Here is a 23275-nt window from a genome sequence, read left to right as displayed (position 1 = left end):
GACCTGGCTAGCGGACTTCGCTGAGCTGGAGGCGGCTGCGGTACTCGACGGGTTCCTTCGTGATGGGGTCCACGAACCGGATGCCGCGTGCCAGCAGCTGGAGCGGCTTGGTGTAGTCGTCCGGTGCCTTGTCCAGCAGTTCGGGGTAGAACGAATCGTGCAGGATGCCCAATCCTAGAGAAGCCATGTGCACCCGGAGCTGGTGGGTTTTGCCGGAGTGCGGTTCGAGCCGGTAGAGGCCACGGCGTCCTGCTCCGGCAGATGCGGGGCCGCCGGCGGCGCCGTCGAACGTCCGCAGCAGGTCGATGCGGGTCTCCGCGTTCGGCTCGCCGTCGATGACCTCCGCCAGAAGGTAGCTGCGGGACTTCGTCATCCGGTTGCGGACCACCACCGGGAAGCCGACGGCGGGGTACCCGGCAGCCGGTTCGGCAGCGGATACGCACTCATATTCCTTCTGGACCTGGCGCTTCTCGAAGAGCACCTGGTACTTACCCCGTGTCTCGGGGTTGGTGGAGAGCAGGAGGATGCCCGCGGTCATGCGGTCCAGGCGGTGCATCGGGATCAGGTCCGGGAGGTCCAGCTGGTTCCGGAGCCGGACCAGCGCCGATTCCTGGATGTACGTGCCCCCGGGCGTGGTGGGCAGGAAGTGCGGCTTGTCCACCACCAGGATGTGCTCGTCCTGGTACAGGATGTTCAGCTCTACAGGCAGCCGGGTTTCCGGCGGGAGCGTGCGGTAGTACCAGATGAAGGTGTGGTCCTCGAGCCTGGTGCCGCGGTGCAGGGGGATGCCGCCCTCGCCCACGATCTCGCCGGCATCGAACCGGTCCTCGATGCCCTGCGGGTCGATGTGCCCCCAGCGGTGCATCATGTAGTCCATTGCGGTGTCCCAGGGCCCCCCGTCCGGGAGGCGCAGGCGGGTCGCGTTCACGCCGTCGCGCACGGGAAGGGGGGATTGCATCACCGGTCCATTCTACTTTGCGCACTCCGCCCCGCCGCGCGCGCGCTCCTGCCGGCCCTAGCCTGCCTGAGGACGCGCAGTCTGCCGGACATCAGGCGATGGCGGCGGCGGGGGAGTCCCGGAGGGTGCGCCGGAGCTGCGGGGCTGCGTCCAGCCTGTCCTGGGCGGCGCGCAGCGCGAGGACTGCCATCTCCAGCTGCTCCGGCGGCAGCGTGAACGGAATGCGAAGGAAGTTCTCGAACACCCCGCCCACGCCGAAGCGCGGGCCGGCAGCGAGGCGGATGCCGAGTTCCGGGGCGATGACGGTCAGGGCCGTGCTGCTGGGCGACGGCAGCCGGCACCAGACAGCCAGACCGCCATCGGGCCTCTCCGCCTCCCACCGCGGCAGGTGGACCTTGAGCAGGTCCAGCAGGGCGGAGCGGTTCTCCCGGAGCGCGGACAGGCGGGCCGGCAGGGGATCGGCCAGAGTGCGCACCAGGTGGGCTGCCGCCAGCTGCTCCACCACCGGGCCGCCCAGGTCCATCGTGGTCCGGACGGCCGCGAACCGCTGAATCAGGCTCTCTGACGCGCGGATCCAGCCGACGCGCATGCCCGCCCAATGCGATTTGCTCAGCGACCCTAGGGACACCACGGATGAACTGAAGGAAGCCAGCGGAGCCGTTGTACCGCCGTCGAGATTGAGCTCACGGAGAGTCTCGTCCACAACGAGGACAGTGCCTGACGCCGTGGCCGCACGGACCAGCCGGCGGCGCTGTGCGTCGGGCATCAGCCGGCCGGTGGGGTTGTGGAAATCCGGGACCGTGTAGGCCACGCGGGGCCGTTGCTGCATCAGGGCAGACTCGACCGAGTCCATGTCCCAGCTTCGCTCGGGCGTCGGCGGAAGGGGCACCGGCACGATGCGGCAGCCCGTGGCACGGATGGCGTCGAGCGCGTTCGGGTAGGTCGGCTGCTCCACGAGGACCTTGTCCTGTTTGCCGACCAGCGCCCGCAGCACGATGTTCAGTGCATGCTGCGCCCCGGACGTCACCAGGATCTGCCCGGCCGTGGTGGGCACCCCGGCGTCGGCATAATGGCCGGCAATCGCCTCCCGAAGCGCCGGCACGCCCAGGGCGTCGTAGCCGAAGCCGGGCAGCAGGGCAGGCAGTTCGGTGAGGGCAGCGGCGAAGGCCTGGTGGACCGCTTCGCCGCTGGCCGGGAGCGATGCGTACGCGAGGTCGATGACGCCGTCGGGAACAGCCAGGCCCGGCGCCCCCGACAGGCTCGCGCGGGAGTCCCGCCCCTGTCCTGGCGTGTAGGCGGTCCGCGGCAGGCACGTGCGGCCTCGCGTGCCCTGGCCGCTGCTCAGGAACCCCTGTTCGCGCAGGCTCGCGTACGCCGCCGTCACCGTGGTGCGGCTGACGGCGAGGGTGGCGGAGAGTGTCCGTTCGCTGGGCAGCGCGGTGCCCAGCGGGATGCGGCCGTCCAGGACCAAAAGACGCACGACGTCGGCCAGTTCCCGGTACGCGGGTGCGTTGCCGCGGTGCCACTGGCCCAGGAGACGGGCGAGGGCGGTGGGCGTGAGTGATCCGGACATGAGGCCAGTATTTCAAACTGGCCATGGAAAACAAGGCCAGTTGTGCCTCAGGATGTTTCAATGATGACCCGCAGACTTGTACAGCTTTTTACCGGCCTCGCCATGTACGGCATTTCTCTGGCCCTGTTTATCCGGGCCGGGCTCGGGCTGGACCCCTGGGACGTGTTCCATCAAGGCGTCGCCGGCAAGACGGGCCTGAGCATCGGCGCGGTGGTCATCATCGTCAGTTTCCTGGTGCTCCTGCTGTGGATCCCGCTGCGGCAGCGGCCCGGCTTTGGCACGCTCTGCAACGCCGTCCTCGTGGGGGTCTTCGCCGACGTTGGGCTCGCGCTGATCCCCGCGTTCTCCCACCTCGGCGGCCAGATCGCGCTGCTGGGCGGTGCGGTGGTGCTCAACGGCATCGCCTCCGCGTGCTACATCGGCGCCCGCTTCGGCCCCGGCGCCCGGGACGGGCTCATGACGGGCCTGGCCAAACGCACCGGCTGGTCCGTGCGCTGGTCCCGGACGCTGATCGAGGTGGTGGTGCTCGCCGCGGGCTGGCTCCTCGGCGGCTCTGTCGGAGTGGGCACTGTGGTTTACGCGCTGGCGATCGGCCCGCTGGTCCAGCTCCTGCTGCCGTACTTCCTGGTTCCGGCCCGGGAACCGGCAGGGATAACTGCCGGAGACCGGGCGGCCGCTGGAGGCGCCGGCGAGACTGCCGAGTCCGGCGACCGCGAGGACCGGTCCGGCGACCGCGAGGACCAGTCGGAGGCGCCGCTGGCCACGTCCTGACGCGCATGTTCTACCGGGACGCGCAATAGGTCTCATGACGCCCGCCTTTGCGCGTCCTCGTGCCGTACGTGTGTCCCGCAACGGGCCGCTATGCCGCGGGGCCGCCCAGAAGTGGCTGGCACGTCGGGCAGAAGTAGATGTCGCGTTCCTCCGTGACGGCAGTGGTCGCGCTGCCGGCGCTGCCCGCCACCCCCGTTCCTGCGCCACTTCTGCCGGGCACATTCTTGCCCAGCACGCCGTGGCGGATGGGCGTCCGGCAGCGCAGGCACGGCTGGTGCTCGCGCCGGTAAACCCAGTAGCCCGGACGGCCGGCGGCACGGCCCACCGGAGTTCCGCGGGCGTTGAGCACGGTGGTCCGCCGGCCCGGTCCGAGGTTCGCCTCGAGCAGCTGCTTGGCGTCGGCAAACATGGCGGGCCAGTCCTTTACCGCGGCCGCCGGTGATGCAGGGTGGATGCCGGCCAGGAAGCACACCTCGCAGCGGTAGATGTTCCCGATGCCGGCGAGGTTGCTCTGGTCCAGCAGTGCCACCCCCACCGGCACGTCGGGCCGGGCCGCCACGCGGCGTTCGGCCTCGGCCGGGTCCCAGTCCGGGCCGAGCAGGTCCGGGCCGAGGAAACCCACGGCTTTGTCTTCTTCGCCGGTCTTGATCACTTCAAGCATGCCCAGGGAAAATCCGACGGCGTCGGCAACGGCCGTGCGCAGCACGCACCGGGCCGTGAATCCCGGCTTCCGCCACCTGCCCCCGGGCGGGTAGATCTGCCAGCTGCCCTCCATCTTCAGGTGCGAGTGGATGGTCAGCCGCTCCTGGGCCGGGCCCACCAGCCGCATGAGCAGGTGCTTGCCGCGGGGGACCACCTCCTCCATGGTCCAGCCGGCCAGGTCCAGGGTGGCGAAGCGGGGCACACGGAAGTCGGACGCGAGAAGTTTCTGGCCGGCGAGGGCCGTGTGCAGCTGGCTGGCGGCACGCCAGACGGAGTCGCCTTCAGGCACGGATCCTCAGCCCCTTCGGTGTGGAGTAGGCCCCGGCAGCCGTCAGTGCCGCTGCCGCAGGGGTGTCGAGGATGCCGTGGCCGTTGACCTTTTCCATGACGAGCTTGTCCACGGCACCGCGTTTCACCACGTCCACGAGTGCGCCGGCCGCGGCGGCGAGGACGGATTCGTCTTCCGTGAACACCAGCAGGGTCTTGCCTCCGCGTTCGACGTACAGCACCAGCGCGCCGTCGACCAGCACCACGAGTGCACCCGCCTTCCGTCCCGGGCGGTGCCCGCTGCCGGCTTCGACGTTGCCGGCAGGCCACGAGAGGGCCGCGCCGTAGGGGTTGGCCGGATCTGTTGCCGCCAGGGCCAGCGCCACGGGTTCCGGCTTGGCCAGCTGGGCGTCTTCGGTATACGAGCGCAGCCGGTCGACGGTAGCGGGCACGGCGAACTGGGCGGCACCCAGATGTTCGATGAAGTACCCCCGCCTGCACCGTCCGGCCTCCTCCAGCCGGGCCAGCACCTTGTACATGAGCCCGAATCCGCCCAGGATGTTCTCGGCCATGACGGATCCACGGGTGACCACACCGTACCTGTCCAGCAGCAGCTCCGCCGTGGCGCGGGCATGGATCGTGGGGTCGAGTTCGGGTGTGGGAAGCGCGGACCAGCGCCCGGCCGCGAGCGGCGGGGTGGGGGCCGCACCGCCGGCCGAGCCGTAGCGTCCGCCGGACAGTCCCGGGGAGCCGAGCAGCCCGGTCCCGTGCGACCGTCCGAGCCTGCTGAGGCGCGGCGCCCTGGCCCGCGGTGCGCGCGCCACCTGCCGGTGGGCCGTGTGCCCGCCCGCGATCAGGGACCGGACCGGGGCGAACGTATCCCCGGTGACCCGGCCCGCCCAGGCGAGATCCCAGATCGCGGACACGACGTCCTGGTCGCCCAGTACAGCATCCATGCCGCCGGCAATGTCCGTCAGCTGCCGGAAAAAGTAGCCGCCTCCGTTGGCCTGCAGGTGCTCCAGCAGCCGCCGCTGGGCGTCGCCCGGTTCAAACTCGGGGGCAGGGTTCAGCGTCAGTTCCACCGAATCCGCCAGGTGCAGGCTGATCCAGCCGTCGTTGCCCGGAAGCGAACCGGCACCGGACCAGAGAACCTCCCCGGCGGCCATGAGCTCGTCCAGCATGGCGGGCTGGTAGTTGGACACCCGGCTGGCGAGCACCAGAGATTCCCAGGCGGAGGCGGGTATGGGCACGCCGGAGAGCTGGTCCACCGCGGTGATGATGCCGTCGAGCCCGCGCAGCGCCGGCTGCCCCCGTCCCGCGCCCGGCGTGCGGACATGTTGCCAGGCAGGCAGGAACCTGCCGTAGGCGGTGACGTCCACGGGCTCCACCTCGGCCCGGAGCGCCGCGAGTGAACGGCGGCGAAGCTTGCGGAGTACCTCGGCGTCACACCATTCGCTGCCGGCCAGGGCCACCGCCGCTGAGGCAACGGCCGACGCCGCCGCTGCTTCCGCGACGGGGTCAAGGCCGGAACCGGAATCGGAATCAGACACGGCGGCTGCCGGGCGTTCGCCGGCAGCCGTTTCCGCGTGCGGCCGGAACTCGCCTTCCACCACGCGGCCGTCGGCCGCCAGCCGCTTCAGGGCAGTTCCGACGACGGCGGCACCAAGTCCCAGCCTGGCCGCGGCTTCGGTGGCGGTGAAGGGACCATGGGTGCGGGCATAGCGCGAGACGAGATCGCCCAGCGGGTCCGCCACCGGTTCGATGAAGGCAAGCGGAACGCCCATGGGAAGCGGTACACCGATGGCGTCGCGAAGTCTCGCCGCGTCTTCCACCGCGGCGAAGCGTTCGACGCCGGCGATGGTCACCTTTATGGCCCGGTTGGCACGCTGGAGGGCCGCGAGGTGGGCGGCGGCTTCGGCAACTGTGGCTTCGGCGGGCTTGGTTTCGACGGGCTCAACCAGCGGGGCCTCGGTTTCGACAGGCTCGACCAGCGCGGTTTCGGCAGGCGCATCCGGCGGGGTGAGCCTGGCCGCGACTTCCCCGGGGTCCAGGGGGCCCAGCAAGCGAAGAAGATCGGCCACGCCCTCGACGCCGCGGACTTTCCGCTCGGCAGCAAGGCGCTGCAGCTCGCGTTCGGTTTCGTCGATGACCCTGGCGTCCAGGAGCTCACGCAGTTCCACCCGGCCCAGGAGTTCGTTGAGCAGCGTGGAGTCCAGGGCCAGCGCGGCCGCCCGGCGTTCGGCGAGCGGGGAATCGCCTTCGTAGAGGAACTGCGCCACATAGCCGAAGAGCAGGGACTTGGCGAACGGGGACGGCTGCTGGGTGGTGGTCTGGACGATCCGGAGTTCGCGCCGCTCCACCGAGGCGGCGATATCCTTCAGCGCCGGCAGGTCGTACACATCCTGCAGGCATTCGCGGACGGTTTCCAGCACGATCGGGAATGACGGGTATTTCCGGGCGACGTCCAGCAGCTGGGCGGACCGCTGGCGCTGCTGCCACAGCGGCTGCCGCTTGCCGGGGGTCTGCCGGGGCAGCAGCAGGGCACGCGCCGCACACTCGCGGAAACGCGATGCGAACAGGGCACTGCCGCCCACCTCGGCGGTGACAATCTGCTCCAGCTCCTCGGGGTCGAACAGGAACAGCTCGGCGCCGGGAGGTTCGTCCTCCATCGTGGGCACGCGGAGCACGATGCCGTCATCGGCGGCCATCGCCGATCCGTCCAGGCCGTACCGCTGGTGCAGCCGCTGTCCCACGGCCAGGGCCCACGGCGCATGGACGGGCATGCCGAATGGGCTGTGCAGAATGACCCGCCAGTCGCCGAGTTCGTCGTGGAAGCGTTCCACCACGAGCGTCGTGTCGCTCGGGACCACCTCCGTGGCCAGCTTCTGTTCGGACAGGTACTGCAGGAGGTTGTTCGCGGCGAAGTCGTCAAGGCCGCTGGCCTTGCAGCGTTCGGTGGCAGGGCCGACGTCGGATGCTGACAGTTCGCGGATGAACGCGCCGAGGGCGCGGCCCAGGTCCACGGGGCGTCCCAGGGAGTCGCCCTTCCAGAAGGGAAGTTTGCCGGGCTGGCCGAAGGCGGGCGAGACGAGCACGCGGTCGTGCGTGATGTCCTCGATCTTCCAGCTGGTGGCCCCCAGCGCGAAGATGTCGCCCACGCGGGACTCGTAGACCATCTCCTCGTCGAGCTCGCCGACCCGCCGGCCGCCCTTGGCCGGGGCCGTGCCGGACCCCTTTCCGTCACCCGATCCGGCCGGGGAGGCCGATCCCTCAGTCTCCGTTCCGATGATGTAGACGCCGAACAGCCCGCGGTCCGGGATGGTGCCGCCGGACGTGACGGCCAGCCGCTGGGCGCCGGGCCTGCCCTCGATGGTCCCGGCGTTGCGGTCCCAGATGATCCGGGGGCGGAGTTCGGCGAATTCATCCGAGGGGTAGCGCCCGGCCAGCAGGTCCAGCGTGGCCTCGAAGGCGGACCGGGGGAGGGTGGCGAACGGGGCTGAGCGGCGGACGGTGGAGAACCACTCCTCCACATCGATGCTGCCCAGGGCGGTGGCCGCGACGGTCTGCTGGGCCAGGATGTCGAGGGGATTGGCCGGCACGCTCAGCCGCTCGATCTTGCCGTCCAGCATGCGCTCAACGGTGATGGCGGTGTGCACGAGGTCGGCGCGGTGCTTGGGGAACAGGTAACCCTGGGAGATTTCGCCAACCTGGTGCCCGGCGCGGCCCACCCGCTGCAGCCCGCTGGCCACCGAAGGCGGCGATTCGACCTGCACCACGAGGTCCACGGCGCCCATGTCGATGCCGAGCTCCAGTGAGGACGTGGCCACCACGCAGCGCAGCCGGCCGGATTTGAGGTCGTCTTCGATCAGGGCCCGCTGGTCCTTGGACACTGAGCCGTGGTGGGCCCGGGCCAGCAGCGGCTCTGCCCCTGCGGTGCTTCCTGCCTGCGCCATCATGTGGGCGGGCGTGGCGGTCGACGCCGGGACGCCTCCGGACGGGGATGGGGCAGGATCGTCCCAGCCGCCGCCCACGGTCAGGAGCTGGCGTTCCGCATGGATTTCGTTGAGCCGCGCGGTCAGGCGTTCCGCCAGCCGGCGCGAGTTGGCAAAGACGATGGTGGACTGGTTGGCCAGCACCAGGTCCACGATCTTTTCCTCCACATGCGGCCAGATGGAGGCCTGCGGCTGCAGCCCGGAAGCCGGCCCGGAATCGAAGGCTCCCGCGGCGCCCTGCAGATCGGACATGTCCTCCACGGGGACGGACACCGTGAGGTCCCAGTTCTTCCGTGAAGGCGGAGCCACGATCTCCACCGGGGCGGAACCGGCCAGGAACTGCGCCACCAGTTCCCGCGGCTCGACCGTGGCGGAGAGCCCGATCCGCTGTGCCGGTGCGGGCAGCAGGGCGTCCAGCCGCTCCAGTGACACGGCAAGATGCGCCCCCCGCTTGGTGCCGGCCACGGCGTGGACCTCGTCCACGATAACGGTATCCACCTCGCTGAGTGTTTCCCGGGCCCGGGACGTGAGCATCAGGAAGAGGGACTCGGGGGTGGTGATCAGGATGTCCGGCGGGTTGCTGAGCAGGGCGCGGCGTTCGGAGGCGGGGGTGTCGCCGGACCGGACCCCTACGGTGATCAGGGGAGCCGGCAGGTCCAGCCGCTTGGCCGTCTGCGTGATGCCGATCAGCGGGGCGCGGAGGTTGCGTTCGACGTCGACGCCAAGCGCCTTGAGCGGGGAGATATACAGTACGCTGGTTTTCCGCTTGGGCTTCCGTGCCCGGAACTGCTTGGTCTTGGCGCCGGCTGGCGGTTCTTCGAGGCCCGGCAGGGCGGAAGCATCAGCCGCGGCAGCGTCGGGCAAAGCAGCGGCGGGTGCAGCCGACCCGGACACCAGGAGCCTGTCCAGGGCCCAGAGGAATGCGGCCAGGGTTTTACCTGAGCCGGTGGGCGCAACAACAAGGGCGTGTGAACCGGATGAAATCGCGTTCCAAGCCCCCTGCTGGGCGGGGGTGGGCTCGGAAAACGCGCCGAGGAACCACTCCCTGGTGGGCCGGCTGAACTGGCCCATCGAGTCCCCGGCGGACGTGCCGGTGGACGTGCCGGCGGGCTCCTGCGACTGCATGCCTCCATCATGCCTCACGGCACCGACACCAACAGAAGCATCAGGGATGCCTTACCCGGCCGGAGGAAGGTCGCGGGTGGCTGGCCCCTCCAGGACCTGGCCGTCGCTGCTGAACCGGGAGCCGTGCAGCGGGCAGTCCCAGGACTTTTCGTTGTCGTTCCAGTGCAGGATTCCGCCCAGGTGCGTGCAGACCGCGGACAGGCTGCACGTCGTTCCATTGACGGTGGAGGTGGCCACGGGCTTCCGTTCGCGCATCGCCACGGTCCCAGTGCCCTCTTCGGGCACGGTGCCGTCCGAGGGAGGAAGCTTTTGCAGCCTGCCCCAGTCCTTGGCCAGTGTGGCGGCCACCCCCGCATTGAGGGTCACGGCCGAGGCCGCACCCGGAGGTGATGTCACCCTGCGGTGGATGGTGTTGGCCCATGGCAGTTGGCCTCCGAGGATGTCCGCGGCGATGCCCAGGGACGCGGCCACCGCGTTGGTCATGCCCCATTTGTTGTAGCCGGTTGCGAAGAAGATGCGCCCGCGGCCGCGGGGGAGTTTGCCGAAGAACGGCATGAGGTTGGTGGCCTGGTAATCCTGCGCGGACCACGTGTGGGTGACAGTGGCGCCGGGGAAGTGCTGCTGTGCCCATGACAGGACGTTCTCCAGATGTTCCTTTTCTGAGCGGGCCTTTCCGACGGGGTGCCCGTTGCCGCCCACCAGCAGCAGATTCTTGCCGTCCGCCGGGTAGTCCCTGATGGAGCGCACGGGCTGTTCCACGGAAATGTACATGCCCTCCGGCGGCGTCGCGTTTCCTGCGAGCTCCAGGGCTGCGGCATAGGAGCGGTTCGGCTTGAGCTTGGCGAAGTAGAGGCCGCGGTTCAGGATGGGGCTGCCTGTGGCCAGCACCACCGAGTCGGCCTGCACAGATCCGCTGTCCGTGTGGACGGCTGACGGCCCGGCGCCGGTGACGTTCCGCACCCGAACCCCTGTGACGATCCTGCCGCCGTGGCCCCGGACGTCTTCTGCCAGCGCGGTGAGCACATCCATGGGGTTGATCTGGGCCTGCCCGCGAAGGAGCACGGCTCCCCGGATAGGGAACGGCAAGCCCGCATCCCGGACGTAGTCCACCTCCAGATCGGCGGCGAGGGCCGCCGTGAGCTCCGCCCGCACTGCCTCCCTGCCCTGCTGGGTAGCGGCGTACGTGTAGGCGTCGCGCACCTGGAACGGCACGCCGCGCTGCTCCAGGTACCGCAGCAGCCATGCCTGCCCCTCGCGGTTGCCGGACACGTAGGCGTCCACCACCTTCTGGGGGTACTGCTGCCGGAGGGATGACAGCACGGTGCCCTGCAGCAGCGTGACCTTGGCCGTGGTGTTGCCGGTGGCCACGGCGCCCAGGCCGCGCGCTTCCAGGACAAGCACGTTCTGTCCCGAGCGGGCCAGCAACAGGGCCGTGGTCAGGCCGGTCAGGCCGGCGCCGACCACCACGGTGTCATAGGACTCGCCGGGGGTGAATGGGTCGCCGGTGAAAGTGTCGGTGCGGTCCAACCAGAGTGACGTCACGTGTCTCAACCTGCCTTTGGCCTGCGTCTTTGTCGCGGGGCGTTCCCGCAGCAGGCCCGGCGCTAGCAGCGGCGACCCTGACGTAATCGTAAGTGTACTTACGGAGTTGGGGCCGGAACAGCCTTGGAACAGGACAGGTTGCTTGGGGCAAACTTTGCTCTAGCGGGCCTGGAATGCCCCGATGCTCAGGAGCTCAATGGAGGCGTTGCTGCAGGCATCCGAGGGCCGGGCCACGAACAGCGATGCCGTGTCCTCCGGCGGGTAGATCCGGAATCCGGCGGCAGCGGTCTTGGTGCAGTCCGGGTAATTCCCCGCCTGCGTGTAGCGGAGCACCGCGGTTCCTGACTTCCCGGGGGCCAGCAGGACGTCCTGGACGGCGGCGGAGGTGTCGCGCCGGGCCGGGGCCCCGATGGGCTGCCCGCTCGGTCCGGTGGTCAGGGACACGCCGGCGAACCCTTTCAGGTGGCAGGAGGCCTCACCGCTGTTGGTGATGATCAGCTCCATGTAGATGCTGCCGGCGGCACCGCCGCCCGTGGCATCCGTGGTGGCTTTCAGTCCTGAGGCCTTGCACAACTGGGCGCCCGCGGCGGTGGACTGCGGTGCCGCTGGAGCCGAAGAAGTCGTAGTTGGCGAAGCCGGCCGGGATTGGGCAGGCGAAGCAGAGGACGACGGCGGTGCGGAAGTTTCGGGGGCTGCCTGCGGGATCGGGGTGGTTGAGCCGGTGGCCGGTTCGGTTGCCCCCTGGGTGGATGGCTGGCTGGGTCCGCAAGCGGTGAGCAGCAGCGCCAGGGTGGCAGCCACCGTAGTGCAAATCAGTCCGTTGGTAATTCGCTGAGGCCTCATGGCTCTAACATTGCGGGCGTTCCTGCCGGAGTCAACGAAGGCGCGGCGGGGACTCCGATTTGATGTCCGGATTGTGACATCTGCGGAGCAGGCTTCCTACATTCGGTCCGCGAGGGCTCCCGCGGACGGTGATGCAACGATAAACCAGCTCGGTAGCGCAAAATTACCTAATCCTGAGGCCGAAGTTGCGTTGATCTGCAGTTTTCGGTGTGCCACACTGAACATGGTCTCGCCTGTCCATACCTTGTAGGAATCGAAAGCCGGCAAGGACAAAAAGCTCGTAGTTTGGCCGCGGTCAGTCATCACTCCCGTGGCCACAAGTGTCCCCCGGCAACGGGGGCTGCGCAGGGTTGCGGGGAGACAGCTCGGCACTCGTCCGCGGCAACGCCGCTGCGGACGTTCCTGAAGAGGCGCATCAGTCATTGGTTTCCGGCAACGCCGCCGAATCCAATAACGATGGGGGCTGAGGTTATGACCGGTTGGCTTGTCCGCTGGAGTCTTAAGTTTCGATTGATAGTTTTAGCCGCTGCTGCCGGCATTCTGGGGTTCGGATTAACAACCCTGCCGTCAATGCCAGTGGATAATCTTCCAGAATTCTCTCCGCCGCATGTGGAGATCCAAACCGAGGCACTGGGCCTGTCCGCCGTGGAGGTCGAACAGCTCATTACCTCGCCTATGGAGGCCGACCTGCTGAACGGGGTTGCCTGGCTCGACGAAATCCGTTCGAAGTCAGTCCCGGGCCTCTCTTCGATTGAGATGATTTTTGAGCCTGGCACCGATATCCTCCGTGCCCGGCAGCTCGTTGCTGAGCGGCTGACGCAGGCCTTCGCGCTGCCCAATGTGTCAACTCCGCCGGTACTGATGCAGCCGCTCTCCTCGACGAGCCGCGTCATGATGGTCCAGATGTCCTCACAGGACGTGTCGCCAATCGACATGTCCGTCCTGGCCCGCTGGGATGTCAAGCCGGCGCTCATGGGTGTCCCGGGCGTGGCAAACGTCTCCATTTACGGCCAGCGCGAACAGCAGCTGCAGGTGCAGGTGGACCCGAAACAGCTCCGCGCGAAGAACGTCACCCTTAACCAGGTGGTTGAGACCGCCGGCAATGCGGTGTGGGTGTCCCCGTTGAGCTTCCTGGAAGCATCAACCCCGGGCACAGGCGGCTTCCTTGAGTCCGCCAACCAGCGCATCGGCATCCAGCACGTGCTTCCGATCCGGACACCGGCAGACCTCGGCAAGGTCAGCGTTGAAGGCGCAGCCGACAAGTCGCTGACGCTGGCCGACGTCACCACCCTGAGTGAGGACCACCAGCCGCTGATCGGCGATGCTGTCACCGGCAAGTCGCCCGGCCTGCTGCTGGTCATCGAGAAGTTCCCGGACACGAGCGTCGCCGACGTGACGCAACGCGTCGAGGCGGTGCTGGACGGTCTGCGTCCGGGCCTTTCCGGCATCACCGTGGACTCCACAGTGTTCCGCCCGGCCTCCTTCGTTGAGTCCGCCGTTGGCAGCCTCGGTCTTGCCCTGCTGGTCAGTCTCCTGATAGTTACGGCGCTGATCGGCTTCGCATTCCGGTCCTGGCGGTACGCCCTGCTGGCCTTCATCGCCATTTCCGTGGCGGCCATGGCTGCGGCGCTGGTGCTGCAGTTCCAGGGAGCGGTCCTGAACGTCATGGCGTTCGCGGGCCTGGTCCTTGCCCTCCTCGTGGTCATCGGCGATGTCATCACCGACCTGCACAGCTTTCGGCGGGAATCGGCCGATGACCGGGTGTCGCGCGAAGCCCTGCTTGCCCACGGGCTGCAGCGGTCCCGCGTGCCCGTCCTGTTCGCCGGACTCGCCGCTCTGCTTGCCCTCACGCCGGCGCTGTTTGTCCCGGGTGTGGAGGGTGCGTTCCTGAAGCCCCTGGTGCTGTCCTACCTGTTGGCCACCGCTGTGGCCATGCTCGTGGCGCTGACGGTGACGCCCGCATTGGCGGTCCTGCTGCGGTGGGGTCACAGGCGGCCACGGCGCAGCCTTTCGGTGGTCCGCAAGGCCCGGCTCGGTTACGAGCGCTCGGCGCGGGCCTTCACCGGAAAGGTGGCCACGGTATTCGCCCTTGCGGCGGCAGCCATGGCCATCGCCGCACTTGCCATCATTCCGTCCGCTACGAAGGAGCTTCCTGTTGTGGCCGCTGTTCCCGACCGCACCCTCCTCGTGGAATGGGAGGCGGCGGCAAGCACAGGTACCGACGTGATGAACAGGGTAATGACCAATGCCAGCGAAGAGCTGAGCGGAATCCGCGGAGTCTCTTCCGTGGGCGGCCACGTGGGACGTGCCATCACCTCCGATAGCTCCTCTGACGTCAATGCCGGCGAGCTCTGGGTGACCATGGAGGACGGCGCCAACATCAGCAGCGTGCGCTCCGACGTGCAGGAGATTGTTGAGGGGTACCCGGGCCTGACGGCGAAGGTGACCACCTACCCGGAGCAGCAGGTTGCTGCTGCCAGTGAAATCGACAACCGCCAGTTCAGGGTGCGCGTTTACGGCGTTGACCTGGACATCCTCCGGCAGAAGGCAGACGAAATCCGCGGAATCCTGTCGCGTACGGACGGCGTGGTTGAGCCGCAGGTGGATGTCACCGTAGACCAGCCTGTTGCGGAAATCGAGGTTGACCTCGCCAAGGCGCAGAAGCAGGGCATCAAGCCCGGCGATGTCCGGCGTGCGGCTGCCGCCGTCCTACAGGGCATCGAGGTGGGGTACCTGTTCGAGCAGCAAAAGGTGTTCCAGGTGATCGTCAAGGGTACGGAATCCACCCGGAACAGCCTGACAAGCGTTACCGACATGATGGTTGACAAGCCTGAAGGAGGGCAGGTCCGGCTGGGTGACGTGGCCAAGGTCACGCTCCGCCCCAACCAGACCGTGATCCATCATGACGATACCTCCAGGCGCGTCGACGTCGTGGCCAATATCCAGGGCCGCAGCCTCGGTGACGTCACCAGCGATGTCCAGGCCGCCATCAAGGGCATGCAGTTCCCCGTGGAGTACCACGCTGAGATCCCGCCGCAGTACGCCGAAAAGCAAGCTGCCGGTGCGCTCATCTGGTGGCTCGCCCTCGCGGCGGCAGCCGGCATCCTGGTCCTGCTGCTGACGGTCCTCGGCAACTGGCGGCTCGCAGGGCTCGTCTTCCTGCTGCTTCCGGTTGCACTCTCCGGCGGAATCCTCGCCGCCGACCTGGCCGGCGGTTTCGGCTCCGTGTACGTGCTGGTGGCGCTGGCGGCGGTGCTCGCCCTGGCGATCAGGGACGTGGTCATGCTGATGGGAACCTATCAATCACTGCAGTCCCGTGCCCCGTCGGATTCGCCGGCACATCTCATGCGGCAGGCGGCCGGAGAGCGGCTTCTGCCAACTGTTTTGACCACCGTGATCACCGGACTGGCGCTGGTGCCGCTGGTGCTGCTCGGTGGGCCGGTCGGCGGAGGCATGCTCCTTCCGCTGGCGCTGGTTGTGTGGGGCGGGCTTATTACCACCGCCCTGCTGACCCTATTTATTCTGCCGATCCTCTTCCTCCGCATTGGTCCACGCACCAACACGGACTGGGGGAGCTCATTGGTGATTAACAACGGACCAGTTCTGCCAGAGAGGTCGGAATTGTCATGAAAAGCAATAGTGATTTTGGCGGCTGGCGTTCTGTTCTGGTGCTGGTCTGCGCAGCGTCCATTGGCCTCTCCGGATGTGCCACAGTGAAAACTGCCGCGGCGCCCGCCGGGCAGGCAGCGTCCACCATGGAGAAGGCCGGCCCGGACCTGAACAAACTGACGCTGACAGACAAGGCAGTGGAAAGGCTGGGCGTGACCACGGTCAAGGTGACCAAGGGTGAAGGCAGTCCGCTGCAGGTGCCCTACGGCTCACTGGTCTATGACGCCAACGGAAAGACCTGGGTCTACACCAATCCCGAGCCCCGGACCTACATCCGGGCCGCCGTGACGGTAGAAAAGATCGCCAACAACCAGGTGCAGCTCCAGTCCGGTCCCCCTGCTGGAACTGATGTTGTCACCATTGGTGCCGCGGAACTGTTCGGCGCCGAATTCGGCACAAAGGGTCACTGACATGCGCCGGATTGTCGGGTTCAGCCTGAAATTCCGCGCCCTGGTGGTGGCCATCGCCGTGGCAATGATGGCGTTCGGCGGCGTCCAGCTCAGCACGGCCTCGGTGGACGTCTTTCCCGAATTTGCGCCGCCGAAGGTGGAGATTCAGACTATCTGCATCGGCCTTACCGCTGCCGAGGTGGAGCAGTTGGTTTCCGTTCCCCTCGAAGAGGCCCTCAACGGCGTCGAGAGTCTGGATGAGATCCGCTCCAAGTCGGTGGAGCAGCTGTCCTCGATCGTGCTGATTTTCGCACCGGGGGCGGACCTGCTCAAGGCCCGCCAGCTGGTCTCAGAGCGGATCGCCACCGTCATTCCGTCGCTGCCCACCTGGGCGGCGCCGCCGGTGATCCTGCAGCCGCTGTCGTCCACCAGCCGCGTCATGAAGATCGGGCTGACTTCGGACCAGCGCTCGCTCATGGAAATGTCCATGATCACCTACTGGAAGATCCGCGCCCACCTGCTGCGGGTCCCCGGGGTGGCCAACGTGGCCATCTGGGGCGAGCGTCTGCAGATGCTGCAGGTGCAAGCGATTCCGGACAAGCTGAAGGCCAATGACGTCAGCCTGAACCAGGTCATGGAGGTCACCGCCAACGCCCTCGACGCCGGCCTGCTGCAGTATTCGCCGGGTTCCGTCATCGGCACCGGCGGCCACATTGAGACGCCCAACCAGCGGCTCGGCATCCAGCACGTGCTGCCGATCACCACTCCGAAGGACCTTGCCGAGATCACCATCGAGGAGAAGAACGGGAAACCGCTACGCCTTGGTGACGTGGCCAACGTCGTGGAAGACCACCAGGCGCTCATTGGCGACGCCGTGATCAACCAGGGTCCCGGGCTGATGCTCATCGTCGAAAAACTTCCCTGGGGCAACACCCTGGAAGTTACCAAGGGCGTTGAGGCTGCTCTGCAGCAGATGGAGCCGGGACTCAGCGGCATCACCGTTGATACAGAAATCTTCCGGCCGGCGACCTTCATTGAGGAGTCCCTTGATAATTTGAGCCGTGCGCTGATGCTGGGGTGCATCCTCGTGGTGCTGGTGCTGGGCGCGTTCCTCTTCCAGTGGCGCACCGCGCTGATCAGCCTGATCGCCATTCCGCTGTCACTGGTGACGGCGGCGTCCGTCCTCTACCTCACAGGAGCGTCGGTGAACACCATGGTCCTTGCGGGGCTGGTGATTGCCGTCGGGGTGGTGGTGGATGATGCGATCATCGACATCGAGAACATCATCCGAAGACTCCGGCAGCACCGGGCGGAGGGCGGGACCCGGTCCACGGCCTCAGTGGTTCTGGAGGCCTCGCTTGAGGTCCGTGGGCCCATCATTTACGCCACGCTGATCATCATCGCCGCGGCGGTGCCGATCTTCTTCCTCCAGGGACTGACCGGGGCCTTCTTCAGGCCGCTGGCCATCTCCTACACCCTGGCGGTGCTGGCATCGATGCTCGTGGCACTGACCGTCACCCCCGCACTGGCACTGATCTTCATGCGGAAAGTCCCGCTGAAGGAGCAGGAACCGCCTCTGGTGAGGGTGCTCAAACGCGGCTATCGGGCGGTCCTGAGCCGGATAGTGAGGCGGCCCGTTGCCGGGTACGCCACCTTCGGCACCATGGCGGCCATCGGGGCAATCACCGCACCGCTGTTGGGGCAATCGCTGCTGCCTGACTTCAAGGAACGCGACTTCCTGATGCACTGGCTGACACAGCCGGGCACGTCGGTTACGGAGGAGTACCGCGTCAGCCAGAAGGCCTGCGAGGAACTGCTCACGATTCCGGGTGTCCGGAACTGCGGCTCGCACATCGGGCAGGCCTTCAACGCCGACGAAGTCGTGGGAGTGTACTTCGGTGAGAACTGGATCAGCATCGACCCTGCAGTGGACTATGACCAGACACTGAAGTCAATCCACGAGGTGGTGGACGGTTATCCCGGGATCGTGCGGGACGTCCAGACCTACCTGAAGGAGAGAATCCGTGAGGTTCTCACGGGTGCCAGCGATGCCGTCGTCGTCCGGCTTTACGGGGACGACCTGGCCCTCCTGCGTTCAAAGGCCGCGGAAATCCAGGCGATCTTTGAGCAGACCGAAGGAACGGTTGCCCCCCATACGGCACTGCAAAAGGACATCCCGCAGCTCAACATCGAGGTTGATCTGGCCAAGGCCCAGAGCTATGGGCTGAAGCCGGGCGACGTCCGGCGGGCGGCGGCAACACTGGTCGCCGGCGAGGAAGTCGGCGACGTCTACCGGGGCGGCAAAGCATACGACGTCCAGGTCTGGAGCCCGCCGGCGGTCCGTTCCGATATCAGCTCCATCCGGAACCTCCCCATCGACACCCCCAGCGGGCAGAAAATCCTGCTGTCCGACGTGGCGAGCGTCCAGGTGAAGCCGACCCCGAACGTCATCCAGCGTGACGCGCACTCCAGGCGGATCGATATCGAGGCCAACGTGAAGGAAGGCGCTCTGGGCTCGGTGGTTGCGGCCATGGAGGAAGGGCTCAAAAAGGTGGAGTTGCCGCAGGGCTTCCGCACCCAGATCCTGGGTGAGTTCCAGGAGCGGCAGGCGGCGACCAAGACCCTGCTGACGCTCGCCATCGGGGCACTGGCTGTGATCTACCTGCTCCTGCAGGTGGCCTTCGGAAGCTGGCGTCTGGCGACGCTGGTGATCCTCACGCTGCCGATTGCCCTGGTGGGTGGGGTGTTCGCCGCGTTCATGGGCGGAGGTGTCCTGTCACTGGGGTCCATAGTGGGCTTCCTGACGGTCATGGGCATCGCGGCCAGGAACGGCATCCTGCTCATCAACCACTGCCAGCACCTGGAGAAGTATGAGGGTGAAAAGTTTGGTCCGGAACTGGTGCTGCGGGGCGCCGGGGAACGCCTCTCGCCGATCCTTATGACCACCCTGGCCACCGGGCTTGCCCTGGTGCCGCTGGTGGTCCTGGGGAACATCCCTGGCCACGAGATTGAACATCCCATGGCCCTGGTGATCCTCGGCGGGCTGGTGACGTCCACGCTGCTCAACCTGTTCGTGGTCCCGTCGCTGTACCTGAGGTTCGCCAAGCCGAAGGCCGAGCGGCACCAGGCACCGCCGGAGCCCGTCTTGGCTGACGCCTAGCCACGAACCCGCTGGTCCTTCCGCCGCCCACGCCCCGCCACCCGCGGGAACGTGGGCGGCGGTGGCGCGGGGACGGCGTGCGTGCCGGTTCCCGCCCGCCGGCGCCGCAGCTCCAGCGCCAGGCTGTCCTGCCCGCGGGCCATCGCCCAGCGGTGGTTGGCGGAGAAGCCGGGTTTCAGCAGCCAGCTGAGCCGCCTCAGCAGCGGCTTCGTGGCGCTGACCCGCCAGTCATAGGTAATCACGACTTCCGGGCCGTCCTGCTCGAATGTCCAGCGACCGGTCCCGTCCAGGTCGCCCGTTGCCCGGATCGCGAAGCCCTTGCTGGTAATCGGTTCCGTGACGGTCAGGGTCCAGCGGAGGGTGTAGGGGAGCCAGCCCTTGGTGTGGAGCCTGGCCATCCGTCCCACGCCGTTCTCCTTGCCCGGATGGATGGGGTCCACCTGGAGGTACACGGACGGCCACCAGCGGGCGAGTCCGACGGGGTCGCCCAGGATCTCGGCGACGTCGTCCGCGGTCCCGGCCACGCGCCAGACCGTAACGAAGGCGTAGTCCGTGCTCCTGGTGCCCTTGGCGTTCATGTGTGCCTCCTGCAGAGCTCCTGCCGCGAAAAGATCTGGACTCCATTCAAGCGCGTGCGGCCCGTCCGCCATAGACTGCTGGCGTAAGTCACCACGCCCAAATTGAGGAGTAGCGATGAACTACAGCGGAAGCCAGTATGAGAAGGCCGTGACGGCGGGGGAGCTTGACCGCAGCCACGTAGGCCAGACGGTGAGCTTTCAGCCGAACGATTTCACCGTGGTGTTCGGCAGGATCGCCGGAATCGCCCGGACGGACGCCCAGGTGTACCTGACCCTGGACGGGGTCGGCGGCGGTACCCACCTGAAGGATGAGTACGACCTGCCCGTGGCGCACGAGGTGTACGTGCAGCTGGATCCGCTGAGCAGCGCCGGGAAGACCATCTCGGACGCGGAGCGGGTCATCAAGGAGAAGCTGGACGAGATCAGGAAGAACCTCCTCGACCGGGAACAGAAGTCCGGCTCCGAGTAACAGGCCCGGCTGTTGGCCCATACAGCGAAGAACCCCGCCGCACCAGAGTGCGGCGGGGTTCTTCTAGGCAACCGCTCCGTGTATGGGGGAACACGGAACGTTCCCGACAAAACTAATGGACAGCTTGCTTAGGTTTCAAATCGGCTCCACTTTTTTCCAAGCCCGCGGCGGTAATATCCGGCTACCGTCGCCGTAACGGGTCTCCTGGATCTACGGCTTCGGTAGGCGGCCCGCTCTGCGAACCGGGGAATGAGCGGGCCGCCGCCTCCTCGTCAGGGCAAAGCAAAAGACCCCGGTTCCCATTCTTAGAACGGGAACCGGGGTCTTGCTACGTGGCGGTGACGGTGGGATTTGAACCCACGTTGGCTTTTACACCAAACAACATTTCGAGTGTTGCACCTTCGGCCGCTCGGACACGTCACCAACCTGAATAGGGTACCGGAGCAAGGGCCGCATCCCCAAAACGGCATGCTTCGCACGGCCGCGCAACGGGTCTGTAGCGGCCACGCCGGGCCGCATCTTCCCGGAAATTGGGGCCGGGCACTAGATTCATAAGCAAGATGACTACTTCCCAGCAGCAGACCGAAGCGACCGCATATTGGACCGTGGGCCCCGGCCAGGGTGAACTCCGCACCGAGGAGCTGCCCGTCCCCGGCCCGGAGGAGGCACTGGTGCGCTCGCTGTACTCGGGCATCAGCAAGGGCACCGAACTCGTGGTCCACCAGGCCGCCGTTCCGCCCTGCATCGCCGAGGAGATGCGCGCCCCGCACCAGGAGGGCTCCTTCCCGTCGCCCGTGAAGTTCGGCTACCTGTCAGTGGGGGTGGTGGAGCAGGGCCCCACGGACTGGGTGGGTCAAACCGTGTTCTGCCTCCACCCGCACCAGGACCGCTACGTGGTCCCGGTGTCTTCGCTCACTCGCGTTCCCGACGCCGTTCCTCCCCGCCGCGCGGTCCTCACCGGTACCGTGGAAACGGCGGTCAACGCCCTTTGGGAGGCGGGGCCACGGCTGGGCGACCGCGTCGCCGTGATCGGCGCCGGGCTGGTGGGCGGCATGGTGGCCACGCTGCTGCGCACGGTTCCCCTCGCACGGCTCCAGCTCGTGGACCTCGACCCCTCCCGCAAGGCCCTCGCCGACGCCGTCGGCGTCGACTTCGCACTTCCGGATGATGCCCTGCCGGACTGCGACATCGTGTTCCACTGCTCCGCGTCCGAAGGCGGCCTGGAACGCAGCCTGAAGCTCGTGGGGGACGAGGGCGACATCATCGAGATGTCCTGGTACGCCGACCGGAAAATCACGCTCCCGCTCGGCGAGGACTTCCACGCCCGGAGGCTGTCCATCCGGGCCAGCCAGGTGGGTGTCGTGGCACGGGCCCGCCGGCACCGCCGGACCAGCGCCGACAGGCTGCAGCTCGCTGTGTCCCTGCTGGAGGACCCGGTGTTCGATGCCTTCCTTACCGGCGCCTCGGACTTTACCGGGCTGCCCGGCGTGGTGCAGGACCTGGCCGAGGGCCGGCTCGAAGCGCTGTGCCACGTCATTGAATACCCGCCTGCTGAAGACCCCGGCGCCGAATACCCCGTCCATAAAACCGAACCCACCGAAACCGCGAGGTAACCAGTGTTCAGCCTGACCGTACGCCGCCACTTCATGATCGCCCACAGCCTTCCCCGCGAGGCCTTCGGGCCTGCCCAGGGCCTGCACGGGGCGACCTTCGTCGCGGAGGTGACGTTCCGCCGTCGTTCCCTCAACGACGACGCCATCGTCCTGGACATCGGCGCCGCCGGCGACATCATCGAGGAGGTGTTGGCCGGGCTCAATTACCGGAACCTGGACGAGCACCCGGACTTCACCGGCAAACTGAGCACCACTGAGGCCTTGGCGCAGTACATTGCCAACGCCGTCGCGGCGCGCTTGCGGGAGGACAAGGACGGACGGGAACTCGCCGGCCTGGACGTCACCCTCCGGGAAAACCCCGACGCCTGGGCAAGCTATGCCCTTGACTTCCAGGCCCGCGAGCCCGACCACCGCTGACGCCGCCATGCTGCCCCCGTCACCGGCCCCGCCGCCAGCCATCCGGCTCCTGGTTCCCGCGAACATCCGGCACAACTCCGGCGGGAATGTCTACAACGCCGCGCTGGCGCAGGGCCTCGAGCAACTGGGAACCGAGGTCACCATCCAGCCGGTCGGCGGCGATTGGCCGGTGGCCAGCAAGGAAGAACGACGGCGGCTGGCCGGTTTGCTCATGGCAGGAACCAGTGCGCGAATCCAGGCAGCCGCCCTGGCGGGGGTGCCCGCCAACACCGTTACGATCGTTGACGGCCTGGTGGCCTCCGGCGCCCCCGGAGCGATAGAGGCTGCCGCCGCCGGCGGTCAAGCGCCGTGGGTCCTGCTGCACATGCCACTGGACGAGCACCCGGACCTGGAATCCCGGGCGCTGCGGGCGGCCGCGGGCGTGATCTGCACCAGCGGCTCCGCCGCGGCCGAGATCAGCCGGCGGCACGGCCTGGCCGGCGTCCGCGCGGCGCTGCCCGGAACCGAGCGTGCCCGGGTGGCGGGCGGATCTGAGCCGCCGCGCCTGCTGGCCGTAGCGGCACTGCTGCCGAACAAGGACCAGCTGGTTCTGCTCGGGGCTCTGGCCCGGCTGCGGGACCTGGAATGGACGGCTGCCCTCGTCGGCTCTGCCACGGCGGACCCCGACTACGCCCGCCAGGTCGCGGCTGCAGTAGACCGCTACGGCCTGGGCAGCCGGGTGCAGCTGCCCGGCGAACTGACCGGAGAGGCGCTGGAGCAGCAGTGGGACGCCGCCGACCTGAGCCTGCTGGTCTCCAAGGTGGAGGCTTTCGGCATGGCGGTCACCGAGTCGGTGGCCCGCGGGGTGCCGGTCATCGTCCGGGCCGGCACAGGGGCGGTGGAGGCGCTGGGACTCGGTGCAGAAACCGCCCAAGGGCGTCCGGAAGGTGCAGCGCCCGCCCTGCCCGGTGCCGTCGTCGAACTCGGTGACAGGGGTGACACTGGAGACGGCCAATCCGGGGAGGCGGACCCGGAGCCTCTGGCGGCCCTGCTGCGCAGCTGGCTCACAGACCCAGGGCTGCGCGCCGAATGGCGTCGGCGGGCCCTCGCCGGCCGGGAACTCCTGCCTGGCTGGGACGCCACTGCACGGCAGGTGCTCGGCTACGTGGCGCCGAAAGCATGGCCGGGCGGCCATTCCTCGCAACCGCCTGCTGATGGAGAATGAGGC

The 23275-nt window shown here is 67.7% G+C and carries 15 protein-coding genes and 1 tRNA gene; 8 read left to right on the top strand and 8 right to left on the bottom strand.

All coding sequences use genetic code 11. The features are described 5' to 3' along the window. Positions 1-7 precede the first annotated feature (7 nt). Together CXZ05_RS11390 and CXZ05_RS11385 are read right to left on the bottom strand one after the other, a co-directional pair. Positions 8-958 carry an RluA family pseudouridine synthase gene (locus tag CXZ05_RS11390; protein ID WP_102972711.1) on the bottom strand — a complete coding sequence of 317 codons (951 nt, stop codon included), beginning with the start codon at positions 956-958 and terminating at the stop codon, positions 8-10. Between the two features lie 91 nt (positions 959-1049). After that, positions 1050-2531, bottom strand: coding sequence for a PLP-dependent aminotransferase family protein (locus CXZ05_RS11385; RefSeq protein ID WP_102972710.1), 1482 nt, complete (start codon positions 2529-2531; stop codon positions 1050-1052). A gap of 60 nt (positions 2532-2591) precedes the next feature. Here CXZ05_RS11385 and CXZ05_RS11380 point away from each other — a divergent pair, with 60 nt between their 5' ends. Further along, positions 2592-3302, top strand: coding sequence for a YitT family protein (locus CXZ05_RS11380; protein ID WP_219726548.1), 711 nt, complete (start codon positions 2592-2594; stop codon positions 3300-3302). 88 nt (positions 3303-3390) lie between these two features. Here CXZ05_RS11380 and CXZ05_RS11375 read toward each other — a convergent pair whose 3' ends face one another. The 4 genes from CXZ05_RS11375 to CXZ05_RS23110 form a co-directional block, all read right to left on the bottom strand. Further along, entirely contained in the window at positions 3391-4293 is a 903-nt protein-coding gene (locus tag CXZ05_RS11375) for an Fpg/Nei family DNA glycosylase (RefSeq protein WP_102972709.1), read from the bottom strand. Then, the gene (locus CXZ05_RS11370; protein WP_102972708.1) at positions 4286-9388 is read right to left on the bottom strand and encodes a DEAD/DEAH box helicase; all 5103 of its coding nucleotides are present in this window, start codon (positions 9386-9388) and stop codon (positions 4286-4288) included. The genes CXZ05_RS11375 and CXZ05_RS11370 overlap by 8 nt, the downstream gene beginning before the upstream one ends. A 51-nt stretch (positions 9389-9439) precedes the next feature. Next, positions 9440-10930, bottom strand: coding sequence for an FAD-dependent oxidoreductase (locus CXZ05_RS11365; protein ID WP_102972707.1), 1491 nt, complete (start codon positions 10928-10930; stop codon positions 9440-9442). Between the two features lie 159 nt (positions 10931-11089). Beyond that, on the bottom strand, positions 11090-11773 hold the full coding sequence (locus tag CXZ05_RS23110; RefSeq protein WP_180987367.1) for a DUF4232 domain-containing protein: 684 nt from the start codon (positions 11771-11773) through the stop codon (positions 11090-11092). A gap of 456 nt (positions 11774-12229) precedes the next feature. Here CXZ05_RS23110 and CXZ05_RS11350 point away from each other — a divergent pair, with 456 nt between their 5' ends. The 3 genes from CXZ05_RS11350 to CXZ05_RS11340 are packed head-to-tail and all read left to right on the top strand — an operon-like array spanning position 12230 to position 18991. Next, a complete protein-coding gene (locus tag CXZ05_RS11350; protein ID WP_308411001.1) occupies positions 12230-15403 on the top strand; it encodes an efflux RND transporter permease subunit in 3174 nt (1057 codons plus the stop codon). Then, positions 15400-15852 (top strand): hypothetical protein, encoded by a 453-nt coding sequence (locus CXZ05_RS11345; protein WP_102972704.1) that lies wholly within the window; start codon positions 15400-15402, stop codon positions 15850-15852. Before CXZ05_RS11350 ends, CXZ05_RS11345 begins: the two co-directional genes overlap by 4 nt. 1 nt (position 15853) lies before the next feature. Further along, complete coding sequence (locus tag CXZ05_RS11340) at positions 15854-18991, top strand: efflux RND transporter permease subunit (RefSeq protein WP_102972703.1); 3138 nt, start codon at positions 15854-15856, stop codon at positions 18989-18991. Here CXZ05_RS11340 and CXZ05_RS11335 read toward each other — a convergent pair. Further along, a complete protein-coding gene (locus tag CXZ05_RS11335) occupies positions 18988-19569 on the bottom strand; it encodes an SRPBCC family protein (protein WP_102972702.1) in 582 nt (193 codons plus the stop codon). The two genes, CXZ05_RS11340 and CXZ05_RS11335, sit on opposite strands and share 4 nt — an antisense overlap. 115 nt (positions 19570-19684) lie before the next feature. Between CXZ05_RS11335 and CXZ05_RS11330 the strand changes: the two genes are divergently transcribed. Then, positions 19685-20038: a hypothetical protein gene (locus CXZ05_RS11330; RefSeq protein WP_102972701.1), complete on the top strand. Its 354-nt coding sequence runs from the start codon at positions 19685-19687 to the stop codon at positions 20036-20038. A gap of 333 nt (positions 20039-20371) precedes the next feature. Here the strand turns inward: CXZ05_RS11330 and CXZ05_RS11325 are convergent. Further along, a tRNA-Ser gene (locus CXZ05_RS11325) sits at positions 20372-20461 on the bottom strand. 137 nt (positions 20462-20598) lie between these two features. On the opposite strand from CXZ05_RS11325, the gene CXZ05_RS11320 reads away from it, so the two are divergent. The 3 genes from CXZ05_RS11320 to CXZ05_RS11310 are packed head-to-tail and all read left to right on the top strand — an operon-like array spanning position 20599 to position 23272. Then, entirely contained in the window at positions 20599-21651 is a 1053-nt protein-coding gene (locus CXZ05_RS11320; protein ID WP_102972700.1) for a zinc-binding alcohol dehydrogenase, read from the top strand. 3 nt (positions 21652-21654) lie between these two features. Then, positions 21655-22068: a 6-carboxytetrahydropterin synthase gene (locus tag CXZ05_RS11315; RefSeq protein WP_102972699.1), complete on the top strand. Its 414-nt coding sequence runs from the start codon at positions 21655-21657 to the stop codon at positions 22066-22068. Continuing rightward, the gene (locus CXZ05_RS11310; protein ID WP_308411000.1) at positions 22034-23272 is read left to right on the top strand and encodes a glycosyltransferase family 4 protein; all 1239 of its coding nucleotides are present in this window, start codon (positions 22034-22036) and stop codon (positions 23270-23272) included. The genes CXZ05_RS11315 and CXZ05_RS11310 overlap by 35 nt, the downstream gene beginning before the upstream one ends. The last annotated feature ends 3 nt before the right edge of the window (positions 23273-23275 follow it).

Source organism: Arthrobacter sp. AFG20 (assembly GCF_002892795.1).
Taxonomy (GTDB): Bacteria; Actinomycetota; Actinomycetes; order Actinomycetales; family Micrococcaceae; genus Arthrobacter.
The sequence above is the reverse complement of the archived record's forward strand: the minus strand, read 5'-3'. Positions and strand labels throughout refer to the sequence as shown.